Origin of the sequence: Actinoplanes sp. NPDC049118 (assembly GCF_040648555.1) — a bacterium.
GTDB lineage: Bacteria > Actinomycetota > Actinomycetes > Mycobacteriales > Micromonosporaceae > Actinoplanes.
The window spans coordinates 172,236-188,553 of sequence record NZ_JBEZDY010000001.1 but is presented as its reverse complement, the minus strand read 5'-3'; the positions used below and the strand labels follow the sequence as shown (position 1 = coordinate 188,553).

General features: G+C 71.8%; 14 protein-coding genes and 1 pseudogene. 5 read left to right on the top strand and 10 right to left on the bottom strand.

Annotated features, from left to right (window positions below; translation table 11 throughout):
* Nucleotides 1-72: 72 nt before the first annotated feature.
* From AB0B58_RS00810 to AB0B58_RS00800, 3 genes are all read right to left on the bottom strand, one after another.
* Entirely contained in the window at nt 73-783 is a 711-nt protein-coding gene (locus AB0B58_RS00810) for a YcnI family protein (protein WP_360215219.1), read from the bottom strand.
* A 779-nt stretch (nt 784-1,562) separates the two neighbouring features.
* Nucleotides 1,563-2,357, bottom strand: a complete 795-nt coding sequence (locus AB0B58_RS00805) for a L,D-transpeptidase (protein WP_360215216.1) — start codon at nt 2,355-2,357, stop codon at nt 1,563-1,565.
* Nucleotides 2,358-2,513: 156 nt separating this feature from the next.
* Complete coding sequence (locus AB0B58_RS00800) at nt 2,514-3,524, bottom strand: LacI family DNA-binding transcriptional regulator (RefSeq protein WP_360215213.1); 1,011 nt, start codon at nt 3,522-3,524, stop codon at nt 2,514-2,516.
* Between the two features lie 122 nt (nt 3,525-3,646).
* Between AB0B58_RS00800 and AB0B58_RS00795 the strand changes: the two genes are divergently transcribed.
* The 5 genes and pseudogenes from AB0B58_RS00795 to AB0B58_RS00775 all read left to right on the top strand — a co-directional run bounded on the left by AB0B58_RS00795 (nt 3,647) and on the right by AB0B58_RS00775 (nt 8,960).
* The gene (locus tag AB0B58_RS00795) at nt 3,647-4,813 is read left to right on the top strand and encodes a Gfo/Idh/MocA family oxidoreductase (protein ID WP_360215210.1); all 1,167 of its coding nucleotides are present in this window, start codon (nt 3,647-3,649) and stop codon (nt 4,811-4,813) included.
* A 20-nt stretch (nt 4,814-4,833) separates the two neighbouring features.
* Nucleotides 4,834-5,838 carry a sugar phosphate isomerase/epimerase gene (locus tag AB0B58_RS00790; protein ID WP_360215207.1) on the top strand — a complete coding sequence of 335 codons (1,005 nt, stop codon included), beginning with the start codon at nt 4,834-4,836 and terminating at the stop codon, nt 5,836-5,838.
* Between the two features lie 19 nt (nt 5,839-5,857).
* Nucleotides 5,858-6,067: pseudogene (locus tag AB0B58_RS00785) on the top strand (Gfo/Idh/MocA family oxidoreductase); the annotation flags it as partial.
* 37 nt (nt 6,068-6,104) lie between these two features.
* On the top strand, nt 6,105-6,842 hold the full coding sequence (locus AB0B58_RS00780; RefSeq protein ID WP_360215204.1) for a Gfo/Idh/MocA family oxidoreductase: 738 nt from the start codon (nt 6,105-6,107) through the stop codon (nt 6,840-6,842).
* Nucleotides 6,843-7,421: 579 nt separating this feature from the next.
* Nucleotides 7,422-8,960, top strand: a complete 1,539-nt coding sequence (locus AB0B58_RS00775) for an OmpA family protein (protein WP_360215201.1) — start codon at nt 7,422-7,424, stop codon at nt 8,958-8,960.
* A 46-nt stretch (nt 8,961-9,006) separates the two neighbouring features.
* Here the strand turns inward: AB0B58_RS00775 and AB0B58_RS00770 are convergent, their stop codons facing one another.
* From AB0B58_RS00770 to AB0B58_RS00740, 7 genes are all read right to left on the bottom strand, one after another.
* On the bottom strand, nt 9,007-9,870 hold the full coding sequence (locus tag AB0B58_RS00770; protein WP_360215198.1) for a sugar phosphate isomerase/epimerase: 864 nt from the start codon (nt 9,868-9,870) through the stop codon (nt 9,007-9,009).
* Nucleotides 9,867-10,895, bottom strand: coding sequence for a Gfo/Idh/MocA family oxidoreductase (locus AB0B58_RS00765; protein ID WP_360215195.1), 1,029 nt, complete (start codon nt 10,893-10,895; stop codon nt 9,867-9,869). The genes AB0B58_RS00770 and AB0B58_RS00765 overlap by 4 nt, the downstream gene beginning before the upstream one ends.
* Nucleotides 10,892-11,800 (bottom strand): TIM barrel protein, encoded by a 909-nt coding sequence (locus AB0B58_RS00760; protein ID WP_360215192.1) that lies wholly within the window; start codon nt 11,798-11,800, stop codon nt 10,892-10,894. Before AB0B58_RS00760 ends, AB0B58_RS00765 begins: the two co-directional genes overlap by 4 nt.
* The gene (locus tag AB0B58_RS00755) at nt 11,797-12,663 is read right to left on the bottom strand and encodes an ATP-binding cassette domain-containing protein (RefSeq protein WP_360215189.1); all 867 of its coding nucleotides are present in this window, start codon (nt 12,661-12,663) and stop codon (nt 11,797-11,799) included. The genes AB0B58_RS00760 and AB0B58_RS00755 overlap by 4 nt, the downstream gene beginning before the upstream one ends.
* Entirely contained in the window at nt 12,660-13,715 is a 1,056-nt protein-coding gene (locus AB0B58_RS00750) for an ABC transporter permease (protein ID WP_360215186.1), read from the bottom strand. The genes AB0B58_RS00755 and AB0B58_RS00750 overlap by 4 nt, the downstream gene beginning before the upstream one ends.
* Before the next feature lie 63 nt (nt 13,716-13,778).
* On the bottom strand, nt 13,779-14,756 hold the full coding sequence (locus tag AB0B58_RS00745; RefSeq protein WP_360215183.1) for a substrate-binding domain-containing protein: 978 nt from the start codon (nt 14,754-14,756) through the stop codon (nt 13,779-13,781).
* 64 nt (nt 14,757-14,820) lie between these two features.
* Nucleotides 14,821-16,317, bottom strand: coding sequence for a CoA-acylating methylmalonate-semialdehyde dehydrogenase (locus AB0B58_RS00740; protein ID WP_360215180.1), 1,497 nt, complete (start codon nt 16,315-16,317; stop codon nt 14,821-14,823).
* Nucleotide 16,318 lies beyond the last annotated feature (1 nt).

The window sequence follows — 16,318 nt, the reverse complement described above, 5'->3', positions numbered from 1 at the left end:
GGGCGCGCGGGTAATCCCGGCGGGCGCTGCCGCCGCGTCGCGGCAGCGCCCGCCGGGTTACCCGATCGTCGCCTACTCCGCCTTCGCCGCGCCGGCAGCGCTCCGGCGGTAAGCGAGCAGGCCGAGCACCAGGGCGGCCAGGCCGAGCGCGATGCCGACCACCCCGACCCAGGTCCCGTTGCCGTCGGCCTCGGCCTCCGCGGGGGCGGGCGCCTCGGCGGGCGCACCCGCGGCGGCGTGCGTGTCGGTGCCCGCGGTGAGCTTCAGAACGGGCGCGGGCTTCTCCGGCTCGGTGCCGTCGGTGGTGGGCTCGTCGATCCAGCGCACCACGGTGCCGTCGGAGTAGGTCTGCAGCGCCTTGAAGACCACCTGCGGCACCTGCGGCAGCGGCCCGAGCGAGACGTCGAACTCCTGGAACTGCCCGGGCTTGATCGCGGCGTCCCCGGTCGCGGTCCAGGTGATCTTCGAGACGGCCTCGTTGAGCTGCGTACCGTGCGCCTCGATGGGCTTGGCCAGCTTCGCCTTCTCGGCCACCATGGTCCACCCGGCCACCGGCTTGAGCGACACCGACGCGAACGGGGTGTCGATAGGCAGGTTGACCTCGACCTTGACGGTGTTGGTGTCGTCGCTCTCGTTCGGTACCCGGAAAGTGACCTTGGTGTGGCCGCCCTGAACGGCCGTGTTCGGATTCACCGTGACGTGCGCGGCCGCGGGCCCCGCGAGGGCGAGCGTGAACGCGGCGACCATCCCGGCCACCACGGCCGAACGCTTCAACAGGGACATCGAAAACCTTCCAGATCAAACCCGGCCGGGGCGCCGGGCACGGTCATTGGTCGCTGCCCGTCCCACAAAAGTTCCAGCCATTCCGGTACGGCCCCAGCGCCCGGTGAGCGGCGTCCGCTCCACCGCGACGAGGCCGAACCGCGAGCCAACCACGCGGCGAGCCACCCACGCGCCCAGCCTGAGCGCCGCCAGCCAACCACGCCCCGCCGGGCCACCAGTCCCGCAGGGCCACGAGCCTCCCGCGCACCCTCAGCCACGCAGCGCCGCCGCGAGCCACCCACGCCCCGGCCGCCCGCGCCGCGGAACCGCCCACGCACCCATCCACACAGGGCCGCGGGGCCATCCACGCCGCGGCTACCCACACCCGACCATCCACGCCCCGCAGCCACCCACGCGCCCATCCACGCAGGGCCCAGGCCACCCCACGCCCCAGCCACCCACGCCGCGGAACCGCCCACGCACCCATCCACGCAGTGCCGCGGGCCACCCGGCCCCCGGAGCCACTCACGCCCATCCACGCAGGTCCGCGAGCCACCCGAGCCCTCGGCCACCCGCGCCGCGGAACCGCCCACGCCGCCAGCCGCCCGCGCCGCAGAGCCACCCACCGCCCATCCGCGCAGGTCCGCGAGCACTCACGCCCCCAGCCACCCGCGCTGCGGAGCCACCACCCCCAGCCACGCAGCGCCGCGACGACCGCGTCCCCAGCCGGCCCGCGCCGCGGAGCCAACCCGCCCCGATCCACCCGCGCCGCGGACCGGCCGGGCGTGGCGCCAGGCCGCTCAGTCGACGACCGTTACGGGGGTTCCCGGGGTGATGTGGCGCAACAGCTGGCGCTGGCCCGCCGGCGGCATCCGGATGCACCCGTTGGAGATGCTGCGGCCGAACGCGTCCTCGCTGCGCCAGCCGTGCACCCCGGTGTGCGCGCCACGCAGGGACCAGGCGACCGCGTCCCGGTCCTCGGGCACCGACCCGAGAACCAGGGCGTCCAGCCCGGCGTAGGCGCCGCCGCGGGTGCCCGTCGCGCCCAGCACGAAGGTGCGCCCCAGCGGGGTGGGCGTCGCGGCCGCGCCCGTGGCGACGGTCCAGCTCGCCTGCCGCACGCCGTCGCGGAACCAGGTCAGCTCGTGCGCTCTGCGCCGCACCACCAGATGGTCGCGCAGCGTCCGGGCGGACCATCCGTGCGGCGGCAGCCAGCCCATCCGCCGGTTCGCCGTGGGCATCAGCACCGCCACCCAGCCGGATCGCCGCGAGACGACCGGCAAAACCACCTCCAGCCCGCTGATCTCCGGCGGGAGGATGGCCCGCGGCCGGCCGCCGGGGGCGTCGTAGACGACGACCTTCCCGGCGGGATGCACGCCCGTGTCGGACAGCCGGCCGGTGTCCGCCGGCAGGCCCCGCGGCCCCGTCACGTAGTCGATCACCGGCAGCCCGGGCGGCGCTGGCGCGGCCGGCGGAATCTCGAGAACCGCGGGGCGCGCCGGTACACGCTTCCAGACCGCGGCGGACGGTAACGACACCGGCACCGCCACGACGGACGCGGCGAGAACGGTCAGACAGGCCCACGTCCAGCGCATCCGCAACACGCTAGTGACGGCGGGCGCGCCAACCCGCCCGACTTCACCCGCCGTTACCGGATTGAAGGAATTCCGGCGGTTGACGTGCGGTATGCACCATCCCGCGCGTACCCGGGAGTTCCGCCGCCCGGCGGCGCGGCGGTGCACGCCGGCCCGTCACGACGGGGCCACGGGGGACGCCCGAGCGGTGCTTCCGCGCACGACCAGGCGCGGGTTGAGCACCACCTCCATGCGCTGGCTCCGGCCCTCGTCCAGCCGCTGCACCGCGGCGAGCACCGCGTGCTCGGCCTGGGCCGCCGGGTCCTGGTTGACCGTCGTCAGGTCGATGTGTGCGAGGCGCGCGAGCGTGCTGTCGTCGTACCCGATGACTGAGATCTGCCCGGGCACGTCCAGGCCGGCGCGCAGGAACGCGTCCATGAGGCCGACGGCGCAGCGGTCGTTGGAGGCCACGACGGCCGACGGCCGGTCGTGGCCGGCCGCGAGCAGGCGGCCCGCGCGCATCCCGCCCTCCTCGGTGTGGTCGCCGGGCACGATCCTGATCTCGTCGGCGAGTCCCGCGCGGCGCATGCCGTCGCGGTATCCGCGCCGCCGCGCGGCGGACACGACACCGCGGCCGCCGTCGACGAACGCGATGCGCCGGTGACCGAGACCGATCAGATGACTGAGCGCCTCAGACACCCCGATGTGATCGGCCGAACGGACCACGTCGACGTCGCCGACCGCGACGCGACGGCCGATCGACACCACCGGGACCTGCGCGGCGAGCGCGGCGAGCCGCTGATCCGCGGCGTCCGGGCCGAGCAAGAGCATTGCCTCGCAGCGGAAGTCGAGCAGCGTCTCCACCGCCCGGTCCTCATCGCGGTGCCGGGTGAGCGTGGAGAGCACCACCTCGTAGCCGATCCGGTCGGCCTCGGCCTGGATCTCCTCCACCAGCTCGGCGTGGAAGGCGCTGCGGATGTCGAGCATGACGCCGAGCAGGTGCCGGCGTCTGCGGGCCAGCAGACTCGCCGTGCGGTCGGCACGGTAACCCAGCTCGGCGGCCGCCTCGAGCACGCGGCGGCGGGTCTCCGCACTCGGGCCCGGCGCGCCGCGCAGCACCAGCGAGACCGACGCGGTGGAGACGCCGACGCGTGCGGCCACGTCATCGAGCCGGGGTCTTTGATCCACTACAGAACCTCCGCCGACACCCTTGACACAAAACGAGATCGACTCGGATAGTACTCGAAGTTAAAGCGCTTTAAAAACCCCCGACCGCAACTCCGCTCCCCCACAGCCGGAGGTCCTCGCACATGGCACATCCGTCCCTCGGCGTAGCCGTCATCGGTGCCGGCATGGTCGGCCGCGCCCACGCCAACGCCTACCGAAACGCCGCCACCGTCTTCGAGGCGGGCCCGGCGCCGCGCCTCGTCGCCATCGCCGACGTGCACGAGCCCTTCGCGGCCGACGCCGCCCGGCGCTACGGCTACTCCCGCGCCGAGACCGACTGGCGCGCCGTCATCGACGCGCCCGACATCGACGCTGTCAGCGTCGCCGTCGCCAACAGCCTGCACCGCGAGATCGTCGAGGCGGCGCTGGCGGCCGGCAAGCACGTCCTCTGCGAGAAGCCGCTCGCACCGAGCGTCGGCGACGCGCAGGCCATGGTCGACGCCGCCGCGGCCACCGACCGCGTCGCCGCGGTCGGCTTCACCTTCCGCCGCTCCCCCGCCGTCAACGCCATCCGCGAGCAGGTCCTGCACGGCGGGCTCGGCCGGGTGCGACACATCGTCGGCAACTACTGGACCGACTACGGATTCGACCCCCAGCGCCCGATGAGCTGGCGCTACCTGGGCGGGCCGGGCTCCGGCGTGCTCGCCGACATCGGCAGCCACCTGGTCGACCTCGCCGAGTTCTTCTGCGGCCCGACCACCGGGGTGCAGGGCACCTCGCTCAGCACGCTGATCACCTCCCGGCCGAAGCCGCTCGGGGTGGCCGTCGGACACTCCGGCGGCGTCAAGATCAGCGACGAGCGGGTCCCGGTGGAGAACGAGGACATCTGCACGTTCACCGCGACGTACGGCGGCGGCACGCTCGGCACGTTCTCGCTGTCCCGGGTGGCGTTCGGGCACGCCAACTCGCTGCGCCTCGACCTGTTCTGCGAGAACGGGACCGCGTCGTTCGACCTGACCCGGCCGGCCGAGTTCAGCATCATCGACGGCGGCCCCGGGCAGGCCGTCAACGGTGCCCGGCAGGTCTACATCGGACCGTGGCACCCGTACATCTCGCGCGGACTGCCCATGGATTTCCCCACCGTCGGCCACGGGCAGAACGACTTCTTCCTGTTCCAGGCCCGCGCCTTCCTCGACCAGATCGCCGGGATCGAGCAGATCCCGCCGTGCCCCGACCTGGCGCACGGGCTGCACAACCTGCGCGTTCTCGACGCGATCGTGTCCGCCACCGACAAGCCCGTCCACTTCTGAACCCGGAAAGGCATAGCCGCATGAAGCTCGGCGCCTACACCGCGTGCCTGCATGACCGTTCCCTCGACGAGACCCTCAAGATCCTCGGTGAGCTGGGCCTGACCAGCGCGGAGATCAACGCGGGCGGCTTCGTGCCCGCGCCGCACCTGCCGATCGACGACATCCTGGCCGGCGCCGGCGCCCGCGAGGAATACCTCGGCCGCTTCGCCCAGGCCGGCATCACCCTGACCGGCCTGAACGTCAACGGCAACCCGCTCAACCCGGACCCCCGGGTCGGCCCGCGCCACGCCGCCGACCTGCACCGCGCCATCGACGTCGCGGCCGCGCTCGGCGTGAAGCGGATCGTGGCGATGTCCGGCCTGCCCGCCGCGCACTCCGGCAGCACCGCCGCGAACTGGATCGTCAACCCGTGGGACAGCCAGTACCTCGACATCCTCGACTACCAGTGGCAGCAGGTGGCGATCCCGTTCTGGAAGGACGTCGACGTCCGCGCGGCGGCGGCCGACGTCAAGATCTGCATCGAGATGCACCCGCAGAACCTCGTCTTCAACCCGCCGACCCTGCAACGCCTCGTCGAACAGACCAACGCCACCCACGTCGGGGCCGAGCTGGACCCCAGCCACCTCTTCTGGCAGGGCATGGACCCGGTCGCCTGCGTGGAACACCTGGGCGACCTGGTCTTCCACGCGGCCGCCAAGGACACCCGCATCAACCCCGACAACGTCAAGCTGTACGGCGTGCTGGACGACCGGTTCACGCGCACGCCTGCCGACGCGAACCCGGTGAACCTCGGCGGCGCCAACACCCTCAACCGGTGGCCGCGGGACCCGGCGTGGGAGTTCGTTGCGGTCGGTCGCGGGCACGGCGTCGAGGACTTCTGGGTTCCGTTCCTGCAGGCCCTGCACGCCGTCGATCCCGACATGGCGGTCAACATCGAGCACGAGGACCAGGAGTTCGACCAGGTCGAGGGCCTGCGCCTCGCCGCGGAGAACCTGCTGGCGGCCGGCGCGAAGGCCGGGATCTGACCATGGCGGGAGCGTGACCATGGCTCGGTTCCGCTGGGGTCTGCTGTCGACCGCCACGATCGGCCGCACCGTCGTCGCGGCCAACCCCGGCACGTTCGCCGCGGTCGCCAGCCGCGACACTGCGAAGGCGGCGGCGTTCGCCGCATCGACGGGAATCGCCGCCGCCTTCGGCTCCTATGAGGAGTTGCTGGCCACGGACCGGATCGACGCGGTCTACGTCGCCCTCCCCAACGCACTGCACGCCGAGTGGACGATCAAGGCCCTGCGTGCCGGCAAACACGTCCTTTTGCGAGAAGCCGCTCACCGCCACCCGGGCCGACGCCGTCCGCTGCTTCGACGCCGCCGCCGCGGCGGGCCGGATCCTGACCGAGGGCTTCATGTGGCGCCTGCACCCCCAGACGACCCTGGCCCGCGAACTCGTCGACGGCGGCACGATCGGCCGCATCGCCCACATCCGCACTGCCCTGCGCAACACGGCCGGCCCGGGCGACATCCGCCGCTCGGTGCCGCTGGCCGGCGGCGCCCTCGCCGACCTGGGCGGCTACTGCACGAGCGCGATCCGGCTCTTCGGCGGCGAGCCGGACCGGGTGACCGCGGAAGCGGTCTTCGACGGCGTCGACGTGCGATTCTCCGCACTCATCCGGCTGCCCGGCGGGGCGCTGGCCACCTTCGACACGGCCCTGGACCTCCCGCGAGCCGACGAACTCGAGCTGATCGGCACGGAGGGATCACTGCGGATCCCGGACCCGTGGATCTGCCGCAACGGTCACCCGGAGCTGACCCGCAAGGGCGTGACCGAACAGATCCCGGTCGACCCGGCCGGTCAACACGCCCTCACGGGATCGGAAGCGGACCCCTACCGAATCGAATTCGAAACCGTGTCAGCGGCGATCACCGGCGGGCCGCCGCTGACGTTCGCCCGCGAGGATGCGATAGCCCAGGCAACCACCTGCGAAGCCCTGATGTACGCGGCAACCTCCGGCCTACCGGTAACCCTCCGATAAGCACCCCAGCCCACCCGACCCGACCGCACAGCCCGAACCGAACAGCCCGAGCCACCCGAGCCAGGCGGCGCCGGCCGGGCAGCCGACCGGGCAGCGCCGATCGGGCAGGCTGGGCGACCGGAGCTGAGCAGCCGTTCGGCCATGCTGGCCCGGGTAAGGCGACACATGCCGAGCGAGGCCGCGCAGCCGAGCAGGCCAAGCGCCCGGGCACGCCCGGGCAGACCGGGCACGCCACCGGGCCGGGCACGCCGAACGCCGAACGCCGGACGCCGGGCAGGCCAAGCGGGCCGGGCCCGCCAAGCAGGCCGGACACGTCGGGCAGGCCAGGCACGCCGGGCAGGCCAGGCACGCCGGGCACGCCAGACACGCCAGGAACGCCGGGCAGGCCCGGCAGGCCGGACACGCCGGGCACGCCAGACACGCCAGGAACGCCGGGCACGCCGAGCACGCCGGGCAGGCCGAGCACGCCGGGCAGGCCGAGCACGCCGAGCACGCCGGGCAGGCCGGGAAGACGGGTCCGAGCGGGCTGGTGAGCGCCGCTTAAGCTGGCGCGAGTTGGCGGCGGCGGTGGGAGGTTACGTGCGGCGTGTACTCGCGGTGGTCACCGCTGGGCTGGTGATGCTGGCCGCCGCCGGGTGCACCGACGATCCGGCCACGCCCCCAACCGGTGGCGACAAACCCTCCCCGAGCGGGCCGCCGAGCGCCGCTCCGCCCGCCGGTCCCGTGCAGACGCGGTCCGTCGACGCCGCCGGTGATCTGCTTCGGATGAGCGTCGGACCGCTGATCCGGTCCGGGGACACGGTGGTCCTGACAATCGGGACGACCCTCGACAGGGCCGCGAGCGGGGCCGGGGGCGCCGCCGTGGTCAGTAAACACTTCTCGACGATTCTCTCCACGTCGTTCGATGCGCCGCGGCTCGTTGACGAGGCCGGGCGCCGGGTCTACCTGGTCTCGGAGACGCGGGCCGGCGACGGTTGCGTATGCACCGGACTGTTACTGATCAGGCCGGGTGAGTCCCGGCCGATGCAGGCCGCGTTCCGCGGGGTGCCGGCCGGCGTGGACCGGCTCTCCGTGATGCTGCCCTACGCGGGCGTGTTCACCGATGTGCCCGTCGTCGCCGGGGCCGTGCCCGCGCCGCCCGCCGAGCGTGACGGCGCCAACCGGGTGCAGAGGCCCCTTGACCTGGCCGATGCCGCCGCTTCGCAGGCGGCGGCGCTCGACGCGTACACGGAGAGGCTGGATGTCGGGCTTCGTACCCGGCGCTCGGCTGAGCGGGTGGACATCAATCTGGACACCGACGTGCTGTTCCGGCTCGACAGCGCGAGGCTCACGCCCGGCGCCACGAAGACCATCGACGCGGCGGTCGCCGATCTGGCGGCCGCGGGGGCCGGGCCGCTGACGGTCACCGGGCATACCGACAGCAGTGGGTCCGCCGCGCACAACCAGGTCCTTTCGCAGCAACGGGCGCGGGTGGTTGCCGACGCTCTGCGCGGCCGGCTGCCGGACGGCGACTGGCCCAAGACCGTCGCGGCCCGGGGCGAGACCGAGCCGACCGTGCCCAATGACTCGGCGGCCAACCGCGCGCTGAACCGCCGGGTCACCATCACCTTCCGCGAGCGGGGCACAGCGCCGGGGCCGCGGGGGACGCCGGTCGCTCTTCCCGAGACCAAGGGTGAGCAGGGCAGCGCGCCGGACGGGGTCGAGGTCGCGCTGCCACTCAACCGCGGCACGATCCGGTTCGTGCCCGGGGCGGCGACGGTTCGGGGGCCGTTCCTGCTGGTGAATCTCACGGCCCGCAACACCGGGGAACGCAAGGCGACGATCCTCGACCTCCTCGGCCAGGGCGTCTTCACGGTCCGCGACGAGTTCGATCCTTACGCACCGTACGGCGCGGCGGGGGTCCGGCTGCTGGTGGGCGACACCGCGTCGTACGGTCTCGACTACGAGATCAGGCCGGGCAGCCACCGTTGCCTCTGCGACCGACTGCTCAACCAGCCGATCCCGCCGCAGAGCGAACAGGTCCTGTCCCTGTGGTTCCCGGCGCCGCCGGCCGGCACCCGGACCGTCACCATCGACGTGCCCGACCGCCTCCGCATCACCGGCGTCCCGATCACCTGACCGGGGGCCGACGTCGCGGGCGCCCCAGGGCCGGGACGCCCGAGGCTCACGCCGTGGCGTACTTGGACAGGTACTGGTCGACCTGGGCGAGGTTGAAGCGGGAGCTCTCCTCGGCCCGTTCCTCCCAGGCGAAGACGCAGACGGTCGCGATGCCGTCGAATCCCGTCTCGGCCAGCGTGCGGAAGAACAGGTCCCACTCCACCTCGCCCTGGCCGATGTCCAGGTGCTGATGGACGCGGACCGTCGAGCCCGGCGGGTTCACGATGTATCGCAGGCCCGATGAGCCCCGGTGGTCGAAGCTGTCCGCGATGTGTACGTGGGTCAGCAGCGGCCCCGCGTGGCGCATCACCGCCGCCAGGTCACCGCCCTGGTGGAAGGTGTGCGGCGCGCAGTAGAGGAACGTCACCAGCGGTGAGTTGATCCCCTTGACCAGGTTCACCGCGGCGACGCCGTCCTCGACGAAGTCGTCCGGGTGTGGTTCCAGGACCAGCCGGACCCCCTCGCGCTCGAAGATCGGCAGCAGCTCCTCCAGCGATCTCCAGAACTGGGCCTCGCTCGCCGCCGGCGCCTTTGGGCGGCCGTTGAACTCGGAGTTCATCACGTCCACGCCGAGGTCCACGGTGATCTCGATGGCTCGTTTCCAGTATCGGACGGCCGCCTGGCGTTCGTCCTCGTCGGGGCCCGACCACTTGTAGAGGGGCAGCACCGACGCCACCGAGACCTCGGCCGCGGCCAGCTCGCGCCGCAACGCCGCCACGTCCGCCGAGGACGCGCGCGGGTGCAGGAAGAACGGCATGAAGTCGTCCCGCGGCGACAGCTCGATGTGGCGGTAGCCCAGGTCGGCGACGACCCGCGGCAGGGAGAGCAGCGGCACCCGGCGCAGCATGTACGGATCCAGCGCGATCCTCACCGCGGCGCCCCCGCTCCGGCGTCGTACAGCGCGGGCCGGGGCGCGAGCGTCACCGGTACGCGGGCGCCGGTGCGCAACGCCTCGACCCCGGAGTCGGAGACCACCGCCGCGGCGTAGCCGTCCCAGGCGCTCGGGCCCTGCGGTGCTCCCCCGAGCGCTATCGAGTCGATCCACTCCTGGAGCTCCACGTCGTACGCGAGCAGGAAGCGCTCCCGCCAGTCCACCGGCACCGGCGTCGCCGCCTGCCCGGCGCTGCGGACCAGCACCGGGCTGAGGTCGCCGAGGGCCGCCGTGCCGTCCTCGCCGACGACCTCGCCGCGGATGTCGTAGCCGTACCGGATGTTGACGGAGATCTCGACGTCGACGAGCGCGCCGCCGGCCATCTCAAGGATCAGCAGGAGCGGGTCCTGCAGCGGGCCGCCGTTGCGGCTCTTGCGCGGGATCAGCACCCGGGCGGCGGTGATCTCCTCGCCGAACATCCAGCGCACCATGTCGATCTCGTGAACCGCGGTGTCGGTGATCGCGCTCTCCTTCTCGTAGAAGGACGGGACGTCGGCGTTGCGGTGCGCGCAGTGCATCATCAGCGGCGTGCCGATCCGGCCGCTGTCGACCACCCGCTTGAGCGCCCGGTACGCCGCGTCGTACCGGCGCATGTAGCCGACCTGCACCAGCCGCCGGCCCGCCGCGACCTCGGCCTCGACGATGCGCCGGCAGGCGTCCTGGGTCGTGGCCAGCGGCTTCTCGCAGAAGACCGGCTTGCCGGCCGCGACGGACGCACACACGTACTGCTCGTGGGTCGGCCCCCACGAGCAGACGACGACCGCGTCGACCGCCGGGTCGGCGATCAGTTCCTCGCCGGTGGCGTGCAGCACGGCGCCGGGCAGGCCCTCGGCGACCTTCTTGGCCGTCTCCACGTCGACGTCGGTGACGGCGGCGACCGTCACCCCCGCCAGCACCGTGGTCATCCGCCGGATGTGGTCCCGGCCGATCATGCCGGTGCCGATCACCCCCACCCGCAGCGTCATGACGTCCCTCCGACTCCGGCGGCGCGGAGATAGGCGTACGTGCGGGCCGCGATCGGCGCCGGCACGTCGAACCCGACGGGGTACATGTCCTGTTCGACGATCACGAAGGTGTCCGTTCCTCTCTCCTCGAGCGCGCGGACCACCGACGGGATGTCCGGGACTCCGGCCGGGGGCTCGCAGCTCGCGCCGAGCGCCACCGCCTGGCCGAAGGCGAGGTCCTCGGCCCGCGCCCTGGCCACGATCTCCGGATCCATCTGCTTGATGTGCAGGTAGCCGATCCGGTCCGGGTGGTCGGCGATCAACCGTGCCGCGTCACCGCCGGCGTAGGCGAGGTGCCCGGTGTCCAGGCAGATCGACACGTACGCGGGGTCCGTGTCGGCGAGCAGCCGGTCGATCTGCGGCCGGGTCTCGACGTAGCTGTCGGCGTGGTGGTGGAACTGCATGCGCACCCCGTAGTCCTCGGCCAGCATGCGGCCGAGGTCGTTGGTGGAGCGCACCAGGGTCTTCCACCCGTCGTCGTCGAGGACGCCGGCCTCCAGGTAGTCGCCGGTGGTGTCGTCGCGGAAGCCCGGCACCGGCACGAAGACCAGGTCCCGGGCGCCCATGGCGGCGGTCAGCTCGGCCACCGCCCGGGTGCGTTCCTGGATCTCCGGGTACGCGTCCGAGCGGTGCAGGCCGCTGTAGCCGTGCATGGTGCCAGCCGAGACCCGCAGTTCCCGGGACGCGAGCTCGTCGCGCAGGCGGGCCGGGTCGGTCGGCAGATATCCGTACGGGCCCAGCTCCAGCCACCGGTAGCCGACGCCGGCGAGTTCGTCGAGGAACCGCTGCCACGGCGTCTGCCGCGGATCGTCGGCGAACCAGACGCCCCACGAGTCGGGGCAGCTGCCGAGCCGCAACTGCGTCACGGCGTCTTCCCCGTGATCCCGAGATCGTGCACTTCGTCCTCCAGCATCTTCGCCGCGGCCGCCGACACCGCGCCGTCCTGTGCGCTGAGCTCGTGGCTGAGCTCCTCGAGCTCGGCGCCGCCGGCCATCAGGGCGGTCAGCTCGTCGCGGGTGATCTCGTTCTTGCGGTAGTAGCCGAGCGTCCGGCCGCGCTTGAGCAGCAGGAACCGGTCGCCGACCGGGAACGCGTGGTGCGGGTTGTGCGTGATGAAGATGACGCCGAGGCCCCGCTCGCGGGCCTGGAGGATGTATTTGAGGACCACACCGGACTGTTTGACGCCGAGCGCGGCGGTGGGCTCGTCGAGGATCAGCACCTTGGCGCCGAAGTAGACGGCCCGGCTGATCGCGACGCACTGGCGTTCGCCGCCGGAGAGGGTGCCGATCGGCTGCTCGACGTCGCGCAGGTCGATGCCCATGTCGAGCAGTTCCTTCTTGGCGGTCCGCCGCATGAACGCGATGTCCATGCCCAGCCGCTTGCGGACCTCGTTGCCGAGGAAGAAGTTGCGCCAGACCGGCATCAGCGGGACCACGGCGAGGTCCTGGTAGACCGTGGCGATGCCGAGCTCGAGCGCCTCGCGCGGCGAGTTGAAGTGGACCTCGTTGCCGGCGACCTCGTAGGTGCCGGACGTGTGCTGGTGCAGACCCGCGATGATCTTGATAAGGGTGGACTTGCCGGCGCCGTTGTCGCCGAGCACGCAGGTCACCTCGGACGCGCCGACCTCCAGGTCGATGCCGCTGAGCGCGTTGATGTTGCCGTAGTTCTTGCCCGCGCCGGTGAGCTTGACCAGCGGCGTGGCGGTCTCGGCCTTCGTCTCGGTTGTCATAGCCTGGTCTCCGCCCGTTGCCGGATGTACACGTTGAGCAGGGTCGCGCCCAGCAGCATCGCGCCGAGGAAGAACTTGAACCAGTCGGCCTCCCAGCCGGCCAGCACGATGCCCTGCTCGGTCATGCCGAAGATGAAGGCGCCGATGGCGGCGCCGACGGCCGAGCCGTACCCGCCGGTGAGCAGGCAGCCGCCGACGACCGCCGCGATGATGTAGAGGAACTCGTTGCCGGGGCCCTGGCCGGACTGCACGGTGTTGAACGAGAACAGGATGTGCATGCCGGTGAACCAGCAGACGAACGACACCGTCATGAACAGGCCGATCTTGACCTTCTTCACGGGTACGCCCACCGCACGCGCGCTGGCGTCGGCTCCGCCGACGGCGAAGATCCAGTTCCCGGTACGGGTGCGCAGCAGCACCCAGGTCGCCACGGCGACGAAGACGGCCCACCAGAACAGCGTGATCCGCAGGTTCATCCCGCCGATCACGACGTCCGAGGCGAAGAACGCGTGCGCGCTGTCGAACCCGTCGATGTCGGAGATGTCCTTGGTCGCCACGCCGCCGGAAACGATCTTGGTGACGGCCAGGTTGAGGCCGGTGAGCATGAAGAACGTGGCCAGGGTGACCAGGAAGCTGGGCAGTCGCGTCTTCACCAGCAGATAGCCGTTGAGCAGCCCGATGCCGAGCGCCACGACCAGCGAGACCAGCACGCCGACCCAGACGTTCACGCTGAGCTGGTACGCGGTCATGGACGCGACAAGCGAGGCGGTGATGACCGAGACGCCGGCCGACAGGTCGAACTCGCCGCCGATCATCAGCAGTGCCACGCCGACCGCGGGAATGCCGTACAGGGAGCTCTGGTAGAGGACGGTCGCCAGCGAGGGCGCCTCGCGGAACGGCGGCGCGACGACGAAGAACAACACGTAGATGACGACCGCGCCCGCCAGCGCACCGACCTCGGGTCTGGCCATCAGCCGCCCGAGCATCGATTTCCGTGCGAGCCGTTCGTCGGTCGAGGGCGCCGGGGGCGGCGCCACCAGGGTCTGACTCATCCGAATCTCCTACGTGGGGGGTGGCGGGGCCGCCGGGTCGCGCCCGGAGGCCCCGCCGGCGAGCTAGCGGGTGCCCGCCTTGGCGTACTTGCTCACGGCGGCGATGTTGCTCTTGTCGATGAAGGCCGGTCCGGTCAGGACCTCTTTCCCACCGCCCAGCACGTTGCCGTTGCGGATGTAGAAGGCCGCCGCGTCGACGGACATGTAGCCCTGCAGGTACGGCTGCTGGTCGACCGCCCAGGCGATCTCACCGGACTCGATCTTGCCGACGAGCTCGGAGTTGGTGTCGAACGTGACGATCGTCGTCTTGCTGTTCGAGGCCTGCTTGGCCTGCAGCGCAGTCAGTGCGAACGGCGCCCCGAGGGTGATGACGTGGGTGATCGCCGGGTCCTGGCGCAGCTTCGACTCGAGCGTCGAGCGTACGGAGGTCAGGTCCGTGCCGTTGACGTTGATGTTCTCGACCTCACCGCCGAAGCCGGCCTTCACGCCGTTGCAGCGCGCCTCGAGCTGCGACTGGCCCTGTGCCTGGATCACGCACAGCACCTTGCCCGCGCTCTCCTGCTTGAGCCGGACGCCGGCCGCGTTGCCCGCGATGCCCTCGTCCTGGCCGAAGTACATGACGGCGCCCCACTCCTGGAACGCCTCCCGGCCGGCATTGAAGCCGATGACCGGGATGCCGGCGGCGACGGCCTTCTGGATCGAGGCCTTGAGCGCGTCGGGCGCCGGCACGGAGACCAGCAGCGCGTCGGGCTTGGAGTTGACCGCGTTCTCGATAAGCGTCGCCTGGCGGGTCGGGTCGCCGTCGTTGGAGTACGTGTACTCGACGTTGTCGTTGGCGGCCGCGGCGTCGGCGCCCTTGCGGATGATGTCGAAGAAGGTGTCGCCGGCCGGTGCGTGCGTCACCATGGCCATCTTCAGCCGGGGGCCGGCCGCGGTGTTGGTGCCGCCGCCGCCCGAGTTCTTCTCCTCCTCCTGCGCGCCACCCTGGCTGCTGCAGGCGGTGGCGGCCACCGCCAGGCAGGCGACTAGCGCGATGCTCACTGTTCGAACGGATCTGTACATTGCTGCCTCCGGTTGGGGGACGGTGCGAAGGACTGCGAAGGGGTCAGGTAGCGGTCGGGAAGTGCATGCTGGCGCCGTGCGCGGACTCGACGTGCGGCCAGCGTGAGGTGACGACCTTGCCGCGGGTGTAGAACGAGACGCCCTCAGGGCCGTGAATGTGCTTGTCGCCGAAAAGGGAGTCCTTCCAGCCGCCGAAGGAGTAGTAGGCCATCGGCACCGGGACCGGGACGTTGATCCCGATCATGCCGACGCGGACCCCGCGCTGGAACCGTCGCGCGGCCTCCCCGCTGTTGGTGAACAGGGCCGTGCCGTTGCCGTACGGGTTGGCGTTGATCAGGTCGATCGCGGCCTCGACGCTGTCGCTGCGCACCACCGAGAGCACCGGCCCGAAGATCTCCTCGGTGTAGACGTCCATCGAGGTCTGCACCTGGTCGATGACGGTCGGCCCGACGAAGAAGCCGTCGGAGAATCCGGGCACCTCGAGGCCGCGGCCATCGACCAGCACCTTGGCGCCCTGCCGCTCGCCGGAGCCGATGAGGCCCTCGATGCGGTCGCGGGCCTCGGCCGTGACCACCGGGCCCATCTCGCTCTTCGGATCGCGGCCCGAGCCGACCACGACCTCGTTCGCCTTGCGGGTCAGGATGTCCGTCAGCGGGTCACCGGCGGTGCCGACCACGACGGCCGCGGAGATCGCCATGCAGCGCTCGCCGGCCGAGCCGAAGGCGGCCGCCGCGAGGTGGTTCGCGGCGTAGTCCAGGTCGGCGTCCGGCAGGACGACCGCGTGGTTCTTGGCCCCGCCGAGGGCCTGCACCCGCTTGCCCGCGGCGGAGGCCTTGCCGTGCAGGTAGCGGGCGATCGGCGTGGAGCCGACGAACGAGACCGCCGCGACGTCGGGGTGCTCCAGCAGCGCGTCGACCGCGACCTTGTCGCCGTGCACCACGTTGAAGACCCCGTCCGGCAGGCCGGCGCGGCGCCAGAGGTCCGCGATGAAGTTCGAGGCCGACGGGTCGCGCTCGCTGGGCTTGAGCACGAACGTGTTGCCGCAGGCGATCGCCACCGGGTACATCCACATCGGAACCATCACCGGGAAGTTGAACGGGGTGATGCCGGCGCAGACGCCGAGCGGCTCGCGGAAGCTGAACACGTCCACGCCGGTCGAGGCCTGGTCCGAGTATTCGCCCTTGAGCAGCTGCGGGATGCCGCAGGCGAACTCGACGACCTCGAGGCCGCGCTGCACCTCGCCCGCGGCGTCGCTGAGCACCTTGCCGTGCTCGTCCGAGACGAGCTCGGCGAGCCGGCCGACGTTGGCGTTGACCAGCTCCCGGAAGTTGAACATGATCTTCGTCCGGGCGCTGAGCGACGCCTGGCTCCAGGTCGTGAAGGCCGCCTTGGCCGCCGCGACGGCCGCGTCCACGTCGGCGGGCTCGGCCAGCACCACCTCGTGCTGCCGCTGCCCGGTCGCGGGGTTGTAGACCGCGGCGCGGCGGGTCGCGGCCCCGGCGGTGATACGGCCGCCGATACAGTGCTCGATGGTTGTCAAC

Excerpts from the sequence above, each read along its gene's own strand:
- AB0B58_RS00810 (WP_360215219.1), bottom strand. The coding sequence starts at position 783 with ATGTCCCTGTTGAAGCGTTCGGCCGTGGTGGCCGGGATGGTCGCCGCG.
- AB0B58_RS00805 (WP_360215216.1), bottom strand. The coding sequence starts at position 2,357 with ATGCGCTGGACGTGGGCCTGTCTGACCGTTCTCGCCGCGTCCGTCGTG.
- AB0B58_RS00795 (WP_360215210.1), top strand. The coding sequence starts at position 3,647 with ATGGCACATCCGTCCCTCGGCGTAGCCGTCATCGGTGCCGGCATGGTC.
- AB0B58_RS00790 (WP_360215207.1), top strand. The coding sequence starts at position 4,834 with ATGAAGCTCGGCGCCTACACCGCGTGCCTGCATGACCGTTCCCTCGAC.
- AB0B58_RS00765 (WP_360215195.1), bottom strand. The coding sequence starts at position 10,895 with ATGACGCTGCGGGTGGGGGTGATCGGCACCGGCATGATCGGCCGGGAC.
- AB0B58_RS00755 (WP_360215189.1), bottom strand. The coding sequence starts at position 12,663 with ATGACAACCGAGACGAAGGCCGAGACCGCCACGCCGCTGGTCAAGCTC.
- AB0B58_RS00750 (WP_360215186.1), bottom strand. The coding sequence starts at position 13,715 with ATGAGTCAGACCCTGGTGGCGCCGCCCCCGGCGCCCTCGACCGACGAA.